The organism is Phascolarctobacterium sp. ET69, from assembly GCF_023336935.1.
Lineage (GTDB): Bacteria > Bacillota > Negativicutes > Acidaminococcales > Acidaminococcaceae > Fusicatenibacter_A > Fusicatenibacter_A intestinipullorum.
In genome coordinates, this window is sequence record NZ_JAMBLR010000003.1 from 277,104 (window position 1) to 290,618 (window position 13,515).

At 47.4% G+C, this 13,515-nt stretch carries 11 protein-coding genes and 1 tRNA gene; 10 read left to right on the forward strand and 2 right to left on the reverse strand.

Features of this window, described 5'->3' with window-relative positions; all coding sequences use genetic code 11:
* Positions 1–6: 6 nt before the first annotated feature.
* The gene (locus M3079_RS06530; RefSeq protein WP_249078114.1) at positions 7–2,685 is read right to left on the reverse strand and encodes a cation-translocating P-type ATPase; all 2,679 of its coding nucleotides are present in this window, start codon (positions 2,683–2,685) and stop codon (positions 7–9) included.
* 562 nt (positions 2,686–3,247) lie between these two features.
* On the opposite strand from M3079_RS06530, the gene M3079_RS06535 reads away from it, so the two are divergent.
* Entirely contained in the window at positions 3,248–3,823 is a 576-nt protein-coding gene (locus tag M3079_RS06535) for a TMEM165/GDT1 family protein (RefSeq protein ID WP_249078116.1), read from the forward strand.
* A gap of 147 nt (positions 3,824–3,970) precedes the next feature.
* Entirely contained in the window at positions 3,971–4,525 is a 555-nt protein-coding gene (locus M3079_RS06540) for a hypothetical protein (RefSeq protein ID WP_249078118.1), read from the forward strand.
* Positions 4,526–5,136: 611 nt separating this feature from the next.
* Here the strand turns inward: M3079_RS06540 and M3079_RS06545 are convergent.
* Positions 5,137–5,213 (reverse strand) — tRNA-Arg (locus tag M3079_RS06545).
* 272 nt (positions 5,214–5,485) lie between these two features.
* Between M3079_RS06545 and M3079_RS06550 the strand changes: the two genes are divergently transcribed.
* From M3079_RS06550 to speB, 8 genes are all read left to right on the forward strand, one after another.
* Positions 5,486–6,874 carry a sodium:solute symporter family protein gene (locus M3079_RS06550; protein ID WP_021715725.1) on the forward strand — a complete coding sequence of 463 codons (1,389 nt, stop codon included), beginning with the start codon at positions 5,486–5,488 and terminating at the stop codon, positions 6,872–6,874.
* A 90-nt stretch (positions 6,875–6,964) separates the two neighbouring features.
* On the forward strand, positions 6,965–7,255 hold the full coding sequence (locus M3079_RS06555) for a nucleotidyltransferase domain-containing protein (protein ID WP_249078120.1): 291 nt from the start codon (positions 6,965–6,967) through the stop codon (positions 7,253–7,255).
* Positions 7,242–7,628: an HI0074 family nucleotidyltransferase substrate-binding subunit gene (locus M3079_RS06560; RefSeq protein ID WP_249078122.1), complete on the forward strand. Its 387-nt coding sequence runs from the start codon at positions 7,242–7,244 to the stop codon at positions 7,626–7,628. Before M3079_RS06555 ends, M3079_RS06560 begins: the two co-directional genes overlap by 14 nt.
* Before the next feature lie 1,032 nt (positions 7,629–8,660).
* Positions 8,661–9,473 (forward strand): hypothetical protein, encoded by an 813-nt coding sequence (locus tag M3079_RS06565; protein WP_249078124.1) that lies wholly within the window; start codon positions 8,661–8,663, stop codon positions 9,471–9,473.
* 13 nt (positions 9,474–9,486) lie between these two features.
* Positions 9,487–9,864: a hypothetical protein gene (locus M3079_RS06570; protein WP_021715545.1), complete on the forward strand. Its 378-nt coding sequence runs from the start codon at positions 9,487–9,489 to the stop codon at positions 9,862–9,864.
* 433 nt (positions 9,865–10,297) lie between these two features.
* Positions 10,298–11,767 carry an aminotransferase class V-fold PLP-dependent enzyme gene (locus tag M3079_RS06575; protein WP_349293348.1) on the forward strand — a complete coding sequence of 490 codons (1,470 nt, stop codon included), beginning with the start codon at positions 10,298–10,300 and terminating at the stop codon, positions 11,765–11,767.
* A 15-nt stretch (positions 11,768–11,782) separates the two neighbouring features.
* Positions 11,783–12,637, forward strand: a complete 855-nt coding sequence (gene speE, locus M3079_RS06580; RefSeq protein ID WP_249078128.1) for a polyamine aminopropyltransferase — start codon at positions 11,783–11,785, stop codon at positions 12,635–12,637.
* A gap of 3 nt (positions 12,638–12,640) precedes the next feature.
* On the forward strand, positions 12,641–13,495 hold the full coding sequence (gene speB / locus M3079_RS06585) for an agmatinase (protein WP_249078129.1): 855 nt from the start codon (positions 12,641–12,643) through the stop codon (positions 13,493–13,495).
* The last annotated feature ends 20 nt before the right edge of the window (positions 13,496–13,515 follow it).

The following is a 13,515-nucleotide window of genomic DNA, read 5'->3' on the forward strand; positions in this document are numbered from 1 at the left end:
CAGCCATTAGGCTTGATGACGCATTTTGCGCTGAATGAATTTTACGATTTCTACAATAGGAATTACGGAGAATGCCATACCCATTGCAACTACGTATTCTTCAAAGGAGATATGCTGGAATTTGAACATATCGGAGATAACCGGCATGTAAACGATACCGGTGCTGAGTACCCAGCTGAATACCATGGAGCCGTACAGATATACGTTATGGCCTTGTACGGAGAAGATGGAAGCGTGCTGAGTACGCATGTTGAAGGAGTGGAAGATTTCAGCCATTGCCAGGGTAATGAACGCCATGGTCATACCGTCAAGGCTGTCAACAATTTCCCAACGCCCGGATTCCAGATAATGGCCTACGAAGTAGGATACCAGCGTTACGCCTGCCAGCATAATGCCCTGGTATGCGCAGTCGAAGCCCATGCCGCCGGCAAAGATGCCTTCGTTGGAGGAACGCGGTTTGCGTTTCATAATATCGGCTTCGCCTTTTTCCATGCCCAGTGCCAGTGCCGGGAATGCGTCGGTAATAAGGTTAATCCACAGAAGGTGAATCGGCAGCAGGATGGTAAAGCCCATCATGGTCGATACGAAAATACTGATAACCTCGGAAAGGTTGGAAGAAAGCAGGAACTGAATGGATTTACGGATGTTGTCGTAAATGCGGCGGCCTTCTTCAACCGCTGCAACGATGGTTGCAAAGTTATCATCGGCAAGTACCATATCGGCAACGTTTTTGGTAACGTCGGTGCCGGTAATGCCCATGCCGATACCGATATCGGCGTTTTTAATGGAAGGAGCGTCGTTTACGCCGTCGCCGGTCATGGCGGTTACTTTGCCGCGTGCCTGCCATGCTTTTACGATACGAACCTTATGTTCAGGCTGTACACGTGCATATACGGAGTATTTTTCAACAGCGCCGCCGTTGAATTCAGCTTCGCTGATTTCGTTAAGCTGTGCGCCGGTAATTGCCTGCGAAGCATCTTCAACGATACCGAGCTGTTTAGCAATGGCAACTGCTGTGTCGATATGGTCGCCGGTAATCATAACCGGGCGGATGCCTGCGCTGTGGCATTCTTTAATAGCGTCTACAACTTCGGGGCGAACCGGGTCAATCATGCCGGTAATGCCAACGAAGATTAAATCATGTTCCAGTGCTTCCGGGCTGAAGTCCGTAGGCGGTTTTTCATATTCGCGTTTAGCGCAGGCAAGTACGCGCAGTGCGTTGTTTGCCATGCGGCGGATATGGCTCTGGATAAGTTCGCGTTTGTTGTCGGTCAGCGGTTTGATAACGCTGTTTTCATCAAGGTAATGGGTGCAGAGGTTCAATACTTCGCCCGGTGCGCCTTTGGTGAACTGAACGTAATCACATACGCCCGGCAGTTTTAAGTATTCTTTATTCAGGCGTTCGTGAACCGTACTCATCATTTTTCTTACGGAGTCGAACGGAGCTTCGCCGATACGCGGATATTCCGGAACGAGTTTGTTTTTCGGGTTGCCTACGGTGTAGGAGTAGGTAACGAGCGCTGCTTCGGTAGGCTCGCCGGTAACGTTGCCGTTATCGTCAATTTCGGCGTCGCAGCACAGGCTCATGGCTTTAGCCAGATACGGACGGTCTTTGGTGAAATGGAAATGGTCAACAACCGTCATTTTGTTCTGCGTTAAAGTACCGGTTTTATCGGAGCAGATAATTTCCGTGCAGCCGAGGGTTTCTACCGCGGTGAGCTTACGGATTACTGCATGGCGTTTGGACATTTTGGTAACGCCTATGGAAAGTACAATGGTAACAACGGCTGCCAGGCCTTCAGGAATAGCTGCAACAGCAAGGCTTACTGCAACCATGAAGGATTCCTGTACCAGACGGGTGTCGATAGCGTCGGCGCGCCATACGCTGAAAGCAAAGATAAATGCGCAGATGCCCAGTACCATGTAGGTAAGGATTTTACTGAGCTGGCTCAGTTTTTTCTGAAGCGGGGTTTCGCCTTCGCTTGCTTCTGTAATAGCGGTTGCGATTTTGCCCATTTCGGTGTCCATGCCGGTGCCAACAACAACAGCCTTGCCGCGGCCGTATACAACGGCGGTGCCGTTATAAAGCATGTTTTTGCGGTCGCCCAGCGGAACGTCTTTCTGGTCGCCAAGTGCAAGGGTATCAACCTTTTTGTTTACAGGCACGGATTCGCCGGTGAGGGCTGCTTCTTCAACCTTCAGGCTTGCACATTCAATAATGCGCGAATCGGCAGGAACAGCGTCGCCTGCTTCAAGAGCGATAACGTCACCGGGAACGAGGTCCTCGCTTTTTACGGTAACAAGGTTGCCGTCGCGGTAAACTTTAGAAGTTGCGGCGGACATTTCTTTCAGTGCTTCAATGGCTTTTTCGGCTTTGCTTTCCTGAATAACGCCGAGCACCGAGTTTAAAATAACAACGAACATGATGATAAATACGTCAACCGGGGATTCACCGGACAGATAGTTGGTGATGCCCGATACAACGGCTGCTACCATCAAAATAATCAGCATCGGATCAGACAGCTGCTCTAAAAAGCGCTGCAGCAGGGTAACTTTCTTCCCTTCGGCAAGTTTGTTTTTGCCGTACTTTTGCAGTCTTGCTTCGGCCTCCTGTGCTGAAAGACCGTGTGGGTCTGAAGAAACTTCTTTAAAAGTGTTTTCCACAGATTCCAGATAGAATTTCATTCATTTTGCCTCCCTTAAAATTTTTTGAAGATCTGCGCAAGTTCATAGCTTTATGGCATTTACGCATGAGTCTCGTTAATTAAGGCAAACCAGGCAAATTGCTTCCGTGTTTGTTGAGATGCCCCGCCTTCATAGGACGGTAACTACTCCCTCATCATTCAGTCATACAGCTATATATAACTTTGAAAAAAGTATATCATTTTTTTAAGAAAATATCAATAATTATCTATGTTTTGGTAGTTGTTTTGTTTTTCTCCTGTGTACATTTTATAAATTAGTGCTTGACAAAAAGAAGCGCTTCTGTTAAAATTTTCTACATTCCTAAAGGGGAGTAGTTCCCGGCAATAAGTCAACATACTAGCCGCCCAGCGGTTTGGCTTATTCTTTAGCAATCAAGCTAAAAACGAGACCTTTAGTACAGATGGCATAAGTCTGTACTAAAGTGCCTCGTTTTTTTATTTTTTATAGATATATTTTTATGAGGGATGTGGTATACAGGCAGATACGCCATAGCGCTGACTATTTATTAATAATATGTATGAAATTTAGGAGGGTATTTTTCATGACAGCGTTTATGACAGCATGTATTTTTGTAGTATTGGCGGAGATGGGCGATAAAACCCAGCTTCTGGCAATGGCGTTTGCCACAAAGTATAACTGGAAAACAGTTATGGCAGGCGTTTTTGCGGCAACTGTTTTTAACCATCTTTTTGCGGTAGCGGTAGGTTCTTACTTAACCGAGTTTGTACCGATGAGCACAATTCAGCTGGCCGCTTCTGTTTCGTTTATTATTTTCGGTTTGTGGACCATCCGCGGCGATAAACTTGAAGGCGAGGACAAGGAGCGTGGCATGAGCCCGTTCTGGACTGTTGCGGTTGCCTTTTTCCTGGCGGAGATGGGCGATAAAACCCAGCTGGCAACTGTTGCACTGGCAGCGCAGTTCCAAAGCCTGATTCCGGTTTGGCTGGGCACCACTACCGGCATGATGATTGCCGACGGCATCGGCGTTATTGTTGGCAACGTGCTTGGCAAACGTATTCCGGAGCGTACCGTTAAATGGGCTGCGGCAACGATTTTCATTTTGTTCGGCCTCGTAGGCATTTACGACTGGTACACCGGCGGCAGCCTTATGGGCTGATTGCGGGCGGTATATAAGTAAATAAAAACAAAATCCCGGTTCAGCGCCGGGATTTTTTATTTGCAGGAACAAAATAATTGATAATTGTTTTTTTTGAGTTTGCCTTATAATTAAAAGTAGATAACATATATTTAAGGAGGCGGTTTTATGAAGAAATTATTAATGCTGGCAATTGTTCTGGTAATGTTTGCAATTGTTGGCTGCGGCGGAGGCAGCAGCAAAAATATGTTTACCGAGCAGGGCGAACTTGTGCGCATTATGGACGAGCTGAAAAACAAAGACGGCTTTAAAGGGAATGACCTGCTGGTATTTCAGGATATTTCTTTAATGTATGTAGATGAAGAAGCAGTTGGCAACACTATTGACATCTATATTGTAAAACCCGGCACGGAAGATGTTGATAATTATAAATACAGCAATGGTAAGTGGGAAGGCCCTAACCCTGTGCAGCTTACCGGTGACGGTCGTATGGAAGATAACGTAACGCCTATGAGCAAAATAGATTTTTCCAAAGTTCCTGATATGTATAAACAGCTTGAAGCCAAAGCCAAGGACGTTGAAGGCGGTAAAGTAAGCAACCTTCTTGTTTATATTTTAGGCAGGGACGGCATGTATGCAAGCTGGGGCGTTGAAGGAACGCGCGAAAAATACAATGCTGATTTTGATTTGAACGGTAAATTAACCAGTTACGAAAAACAATAACTGTTAATATTGTGTAACGATAAAAGGACGGTAAGCGTAAGCTGCCGTCCTTTTATAATAAGATTTTATTTTGTGAAGTTATGTTGTTAACCGCCAAGAACGGTATATGCTGATGCGGCTCTGCAAAAATGCTGCGGTTGCATCGATTCCGTCCGGGCGTGGCACAGAACTCTCGTACATAGGCATTTTGATTTTAGCCGCCGCAGTTTTTGTCTATCGCCTTGCAGCATATACTGTTCTTGGCTTTTATATTGTTCTGCTGTAAAGCATAAAAAAGATCACTGGGTGAAGTTTTGAAAATTTAAAGACAAAACAACGGCGGCTTCATGTTATTAGTAAACTTCATGCGCCAAACCGCTACGAAGTCGTGTTTGCGCACGGTGAAGCCGTTGCATTTTGCTAAATTTGAAAAACTTTATCCAGTGATCTTTTTGGTCAAGTATGCTAAGTTTTTTATAATAAATGTAGGATTACAAATTTTGCTCATTGTTCAATCGCAAAATTAGCATAACTTCGCTGACACAATTATTGCCTTCGCTGCTGCTTGGCACTAATTGGCGGCTCAGTAAAAATAAAAAAACACCGCATATTCTGCGGTGCTGATTTTTAATTGGTGGCCCCGGCAGGATTCGAACCTGCGACCTTTTGATTCGTAGTCAAACGCTCTATCCAACTGAGCTACGGAGTCACATTTGTCATCGCTCTCGCTGCTGACAAATGATATTATACTGGTTATTGGCGGAACTGTCAAGCATAAATTTAAAAATTTTTTAAAATTTTTTTAGCGGCGGCAGCATGGCTGTTTTGTGTACATTATTTTACTGTTTACAAAAGACGGCAGGTATTTTTATGCATAAATTAACACAGCCTGCTGCATATTCTATTGACTTTAGTGCATACTTTGCATAAAATTAAAATGTTACAATTATTTTGAAAGCTGTAATAAGGGGAGGATTTTAAATGTCAGTTTCATTAGCAATATTAATATTGTATATTGCGGCTCTTTTTGCAATCAGCTGGTATGCTAAAAAACGCAGCGAAGGCGAAGCGGAAAACTATGCCCTTGCCGGGCGCAAGCTCAACACGCCGCTGATTGCCGTAACCATTATCGGCCTTGCCGTTGGCGGCGCTTCAACCATCGGCGTTTCGGAACATGCCTTCCGCGTTGGCCTTTCCGCCGGATGGTACACCATTGCCTGGGCGCTTGGCGCCATTGTAATGGGCATGTTCATGGCAAAAAAATACCGCGAACAGAACATTACCACCATTTCGGAACTTATTGAACGCCATCACGACATGAAAGCTGTTGTGCTGGGCGTATTCTGCCAGATTGTCATTCAGCTGGTTATTATTTCGCTGCAATACATTGCGGGCGGCAGCATTCTGCACGCCATTATGCCGGATGTATTTGACTTTAAAAGCGGCATGATAGTAAGCGCCATAGTATTCATCGGCATTACTTTCATCGGCGGCATGTGGTCTGCTTCTCTTTCCAATGTTATGAACATTGTATTAATTTACGTTGGCATTTTAATTGCAACGGTAGTGCAGTTTTACCGCGTCGGCGGAATGGAAGGGCTGGCTGCATCGCTGCCTGCCGGTGTGCCCTGGTTCAGCTTTACGGAAGGCGTTGGCATGGTAACCATTACCAGCTGGGTAGTAACCTTAATTACCGTAAACCTTTCCTTGCAGAGCATTTTGCAGATTTCGCTCGGCGCTAAAGACGCAGAAACGGCTAAAAAAGGCTTTGTGTGGGGCGGCATTATCATGCTGCCGGTAGGCGTTTTGGCGGCGTTCCTCGGCATTTGCGCCAAGGCAATGTACCCGGATGCTCAGGCTGCGCTTGCACTGCCCGAGGTTATTGTAAGCTTGCAGCCGCTTCTTGCCGGTATTACCCTTGCGGCGCTGTGGGCAGCCGATGTTTCCACCGCGTGCAACCTGCTTTTATCTGCCGGTACGCTGTTCAGCAACGATATTTACAAACGCTTCATTAACCCTGCGGCAGACGGCAGCAGGCAAATTTTAATGACGCGCCTGTGCGTAATGCTTACCGGTTTAATGACACTCGGCCTTGCCATGACGGTATCGAGCATTTTGGGCACTATTATGATAGGCCTGAGCCTGACGGCGGCGTTTACGGTAATTGTTATCGTGGCGCTGTTTTTCCCGCAGCACAGCTGCAAAGAAGCAGGCTTCTGGACACTGCTTGCCGGTTTTGTAATGCTTATTTTGTGGCAGTTCTTCCCGGCAGTGCGCATTCTGCCCAACATCATTTACATGGAGTGGCTGGTGTGCATTATCGCTTATGCGCTTGTGGCTGTTATTAAGCCCGGCAAAAAAGCGGCGTAAAACTGTTTAACGGCGGCGGGGCCTACCCGCTGCTTTTTTATTTCTGCGGCGTATGGTATACTAATATCAGAAATTTTTTGGGAGGCTGCTATGAAAAATACCGGCATCAATCCTGTTGTAATAAAAGAAATACGCCAGATGGCACAGCAGTGCGGGCTTGTGCGGGTAATTCTTTTCGGCTCCCGCGCGCGCGGAGATTTTACCAAAGTAAGTGATATTGACCTTGCCGTTACGGGCGGCAACACTGCGCGGTTTGCGTTGGATATTGAAGAAACGTCAACGCTTTTGTGCTTTGATGTTGTTGATTTGGATAAACCGGTACAGAAAGAACTTCGGCAGGCCATTGCTGATGAAGGGATAGTGTTGTATGAAAAAGTATGAAAATTTTAAAGCCGCACTGAAAAACCTTAAAGATATTTATGATTACGAAGAACCGTACAATAATGTTGTGCTTACGGGGCTGGCGGCATTATACGAAATTTGCTTTGAACAATCATGGAAAGCAATGAAAGAACTGCTTGTAAACGAAGGCGTTAGCGAAGCGGCAACAGGTTCGCCCAAAAGTATTTTAAAAGCAGCCTATAAGGCCGGGCTGATTGATAATGAACAGCTGTGGCTGGAAGCTCTTGCCACTCGCAACAATGTGGCGCACGCTTATAACAGCGCCATTGCCCTGCAAATAGTGCGCGATGCCAGGGAAAAATATTACGATATGTTCTGCCGTTTGGACGAAGTGCTGGCAGGCAGAATTTAATCAGCAACGCAAAAATTTATAGACACATAAAAAACGCATCCGTGCCCGTTAAAGGATTGGATGCGTTTTTTTATGTATAAAGTTTTCGTGAAATTTTACATTAAAAGATTTTTTTGATGGTTTGTGTTTTTGAATTTAGGTTATTATATTTTTATTTACTTTTTTATTCATGTTACTTTTAATTTTGTTTTCGTCTTTGATTATACGTTATCAATTTTTATTTCTTTTTATTATTCATCTTCATTCTTTTGAATGAGCAAAAGAACGAAGCAAGAAAACTCACGCGGCTGAAAAAATTTAAACGCGGCACACCGAAAGCAATAAAATTTTCCGCGGAACTCGCTTCGCTCAAACACCGGTAAAATTTTATCGCTTTTCAGTAAATACCGCTAAATTTTTAATGCCGCGCTCTGGCGTAAATCGTACTTTTTAATTGCTTAATTTAGTATATTTTGACATTATGCCGTACTTCTCAAATGCTTATTATAAAAAATATAAAAAATGGAACTTATAATTTTTTACTCTTAAAGCCTGCGGCAACATTGCTGTTGTTCATAACAATTTGCCCAAAGTACGAATTTGGGCGGAGCGCGACTTTCAAAAAAACAGGCGAAAACTTAAAGTAAAAAGGCACTTGCAGCATTTGCCGGAGGGTGTTTGAGCGAAGCGAGTTTCCGCAGGCGCTGCAAGTGGCAAACTGATTTGATACTGAGCCGTTAAGTTTTTTGAGGAGCGAAGGCTTTGGGCTGAGTCGCCAATTAGTGCCGAGTTATAGCGAAGGCAATAATTGTGTCAGCGAAGCTACGCAAATTTTGCGATTGAATAAGGAGCTAAATTTACGTTACCTTAATATTTTGGCCTACAAAAAGTAATATGAATAAAACCGTAAATCAAAATATAATAACGTAAATACAAAGACGTAACGTAAACAAAAATTAAAAGATAAAAGTAAAATTTTCGCCGCCAGGCAGGTAATAGCAAATTTTTGCCTAAATAAATAAGTACATTATATTGCATTGGCAGGTGTTTGAAATGGCCAAACAAAGTAACCAGAAAGCAAAATTATTATATTTACAAAAATTTTTAACGGAAGAAACGGATGCACAGCACGGCATTACCATTGCCGGGCTTGTTGACAGGCTTGCAGAAGCAGGCATTGCCGCAGAGCGCAAAAGCCTTTATGACGATATTGAGGTGCTGCGCGCATTCGGCCTGCAAATTGAAACCGTGCGCGGGCGTGCCAACAGTTATAAATTAACCGGCCGCGTATTACAGGCGCAGGAGGTTGTTAAAACCGGTTTGGCATTAAAAGCCGCGGGCGTGGAAGGCGCCGAAGCAATTATTGAAAGTTTGTGCGGCTTGCTGAGCAAATATGACGCAGAAAGCGTTAAAAACGAACTTGCTGTCGCCGTTATGCCGCAGCAGGATAACTCCACCGGCGCAGAAGCGCAGGAAGCACCGGCAGAAGTGCTGCCCGAAACCGTACCCGAAGCAGTGACGGCAGAAAACGTAAAAGAAGCTGCGCAGCCGGAAAATGACAAAGCGGAAGAAAAATCTGCACCGGAAGCGAAAAAAGCAGCTGCCGCTAAAGACGCCAGCGCCGCCGAAACCATTGAGCTGAAATGCGCTGCGGACTTGCAGGACGCTGTGCTGTCTTACCTGGGCGCAGGGGCTAAAATTGTAAAAGTAAAAAGCAGCGGCGTTGTTATAAAAGCAAAAACCGTAATTAACGAAGATTTTTATGCGCAGCTTATTAAATGGGGGGGCGTAAAATTAAGCGAGCCTTCGGAACGCCGCAAAGAATTTAAAAAATACTGCAAGAAAATCATCAGCCAGTATAAATAACGGAGAGTGAAAAATGGAATTTATTGAACCGGACCGCAGTAATTATATTGTATCGGCGCATAAGCCCAATGACGAAGGCGTGCGCGACATAGGCTTTGTTAAGGGCACGTTTTTGGACGGCAGGCCGTACAGGCTGGAATGCTGGTGCATGGACGAGCTTATTATGGCAAGTGTTTTTTTTGACGAGCGTTATTTGACGGCGTGGAAGCGCCTTGATTTTGCGCTGCTTTTGGAGCTGGAAGGCGTTTTGCAGTTTAAGGACGGGCCTTATTTGCAGGCAGGGCGCATGAAGGACGGCAAGGGGCGCGGCATTTGGGCCGTTACCGTTATGCTTAAAGATGATGATGGGCTGCACGCCGAAGTTTTAACGCCCGTGCAGCGTTACAGGTAGCTTAGCAATTACAGGCAATAATTTTCTTGTTTTAATTGACAAGTTAATATACTACAATTCTTACAATTTGAAAGGAAAGTTAAAAGAGTCTTTTCAAAGCGATTATTACGGACCACTCTTTAAGAGTTAAGGCCATACGGACAGCCGGGTCCACTGCCGATTGACTGCTTTGGGCAGTCCTATTGATTGAGTTAAAAGCTCGAATTTTATAAGTTGGTTATCCATAACTGAAATGCGCCAGTGCGCAAACTTGTGAAACGGTCAATACGAGTAGTAAAAGTATAATTGCTATATAGACTCTGACTTAATCCGAAAGCATATACGCCTTTTTTGCCTTTATACTTGTTGGCAGAAGGGCTTGAATTTTGGCTGAGAACGCAAGTTGTGCATTAGCACGGCTTGCGTTTTTTTGTTTTGCGTAACCGCCGGGAGGGTGAAAAGATTGAGGAATAAACGTAACGGTTTAGACCAGAGCCGCGCGCCGATTTACGAAGCGCTGGAGAACTTCCGCCGGATGAGGGTGGTGCCCTTTGATGTGCCGGGGCATAAGCGCGGGCGCGGCAACCCGGAGCTGACGGCGTTTTTGGGGCAGGCCTGCGTGGGCGTGGACGTGAACAGCATGAAGCCGCTGGATAACCTGTGCCATCCGGTTTCTGTTATCCGCGAGGCGGAGGAGCTGGCGGCGGATGCTTTTGGCGCAGCGCACGCCTTTTTAATGGTAGGCGGCACTACAAGCTCGGTGCAGAGCATGGTGCTCTCTTCCTGCAAACGCGGGGATGAAATTATTTTGCCGCGCAACGTGCATAAAAGCGTTATTAACGCGCTGGTGCTGTGCGGCGCGGTGCCGGTGTACGTTAACCCGGAGGTAGACCAGCGCTTGGGCATATCGCTCGGCATGAAGCGCGAACAGGTAGCCAAAGCGATTGCCGAACATCCCAAAGCCGTTGCGGTTTTGGTGAACAACCCAACTTATTACGGCATTTGCAGCGATTTGCGCGCTATTGTAAAAATGGCGCACGACGCCGGTATGCTGTGTTTGGTGGATGAAGCGCACGGCACGCATTTTTATTTCGGCAGCGGCCTGCCGGTATCGGCCATGGAAGCCGGTGCGGATATGGCGTCGGTATCCATGCACAAAAGCGGCGGCAGCCTTACGCAGTCCAGCCTGCTGCTGACGGGGCCGAACATTCACGCCGGTTATGTACGGCAGATTATTAACCTTACACAGACCACTTCGGGCAGCTACCTTTTAATGTCCAGCCTTGACATCAGCCGCCGCAACTTAGCTTTGCGCGGACGCAAGGTGTTTCACCAGGTGGCGGATATGGCGGAATACGCCCGCCGCGAGATTAACGCCGTGGGCGGCTATTATGCTTTTGGGCGCGAGCTGATGAACGGCAATTCCGTATTTGATTTTGACACCACCAAGCTGAGCGTGCATACGCTGGATATTGGGCTGGCGGGCATTGAAGTGTATGACATTCTGCGCGACGAGTATGACATACAAATTGAGTTCGGCGACATCGGCAACATTTTGGCTTATCTTTCCATGGGTGACAGGCCGCAGGAGCTGGAACGCCTGGTGAGCGCGCTGGCGGAGATACGCCGCCGCTACCAAAAGGACGCCACCGGCATGCTGACGCAGGAATACATTGAGCCGGAGGTTGTTACCAGCCCGCAGGAAGCGTTTTACGCGCCGAAAATCAGCGTGCCGCTGGCAGAAAGCGAAGGGCGCGTGTGCAGCGAATTTGTAATGTGCTATCCGCCGGGTATACCTATTTTGGCGCCGGGCGAGCGCATTACCGGCGAAATTTTGGAACATATCGGCTATGCCAAGGAAAAAGGCTGCAGCATGACGGGTTCAGAAGACCCGGATTTAACACGGATTAACGTGCTGGAATAAAGGAGGCGGCAAAAAATGGAAATGTGGTTCAGTGAGTTTCATACCCCGGACGTAAAGCACAGTATTAGGGTTAACAGGCATTTATATTCCAAACAGAGCGATTACCAGCGCATAGACATTTTTGAAACGCCGGAGTTTGGGCGCGTGCTGACCCTTGACGGCAACGTGATGCTGACTGAAAGGGACGAATTTATTTACGATGAGATGATTACCCATGTGCCGATGGCGGTGCATCAGGGCATTAAAGATATTTTGGTTATCGGCGCGGGCGACGGCGGCGTTGTGCGCGAGCTGACGCGCTACGACCGTGTGCGCCGCATTGACTTGGTGGAGATGGACCCACAGGTGGTGGAAGCCTGCCGTACCTATCTGCCCAGCAATGCCTGCCGCATGGATGACCGCCGCGTGCATATTTATTTCGGCAACGCGCTGAAATTTATCCGCCGCTGCGAGGAAGAATACGATTTGATTATTGTGGATTCCACCGACCCGTTCGGGCCTTCGGAAGGGCTGTTTACGCGTGAGTTTTACGGCAGTTGCTTTAACGCGCTGCGCGAGGACGGCATTATGGTGAACCAGCAGGGCAGTCCGTTTTATGCGGAGGACGCTGCGGCTATGCAGCGCAGCCATAAACGCATTGCCAGCACCTTCCCCATCAGCAAGGTGTACCAGGCGCATATCCCTACTTATGCCGCCGGTTACTGGCTGTTTGGCTTTGCCAGCAAAAAATACCACCCCATGGACGATTTGGACAGCGAGGCGTGGAACGCTTTGAATATGCACACCCGTTACTACACTACGCGGCTGCATAAAGGGGCGTTTTGCCTGCCCGCATTTTTGGAAGAAATGCTGAAAGAAGTGGAGGACTGAGCCATGAAGCCTAATGTGGATAATTTTATCGGCTGTGACAGCGATTATGCCGCTGCGAAAATAGTGCTGTACGGCGCACCTTTCGATTCTACCACCAGCTTCCGCCCCGGGGCGCGCTTTGGCCCGGCGTCGATGCGGCACGAAAGCTTTGGACTGGAAACTTACAGCCCTTACCAGGATGCCGATTTAACGGACTGCGCCGTGTTTGACAGCGGCGATATGGAGCTGTGCTTCGGCAGTTCGGAAGCCGCTTTGGCGGATATTGAAGCGCGCGCGGCAGAGATTTTGGCGGACGGAAAGCTGCCGCTGCTGTTGGGCGGCGAGCACCTTGTAACGCTGGGCGCTGTGCGTGCCGCCGTAAAAAAATATCCTAACCTGCATATCATCCATTTTGATGCGCATGCCGATTTGCGCGACAATTACCTCGGCGCAAAATTAAGCCATGCCTGTGTTATCCGCCGCTGCCACGAGCTTGTGGGCGATGGGCGCATCCATCAGTTCTGCATCCGCAGCGGCGAACGCGAAGAATTTGCCTTTGCCAAAGAACATACCCAAATGCAGAAATTTACTTTTGACGGGCTGGAAGAAACCGTGGCGCAGCTTAAGGCTGACGGCACGCCCGTGTATTTTACGATAGATTTGGATTGCCTTGACCCTGCCGTTTTTGCGGGCACCGGCACGCCGGAAGCTGGCGGCGTAAGTTTTGTACAGCTGTTGGCTGCACTGCGCTGCGTGTGTACGGCCAACGTAATCGGCGCGGACGTAAACGAGCTGGCACCGATGCTGGACGCCAGCGGCGTATCGACCGCTACGGCCTGCAAAGTTTTGAGGGAATTGCTTTTAGCATTGCATAAATAAAATTTAAAGGAGAGTTGTAA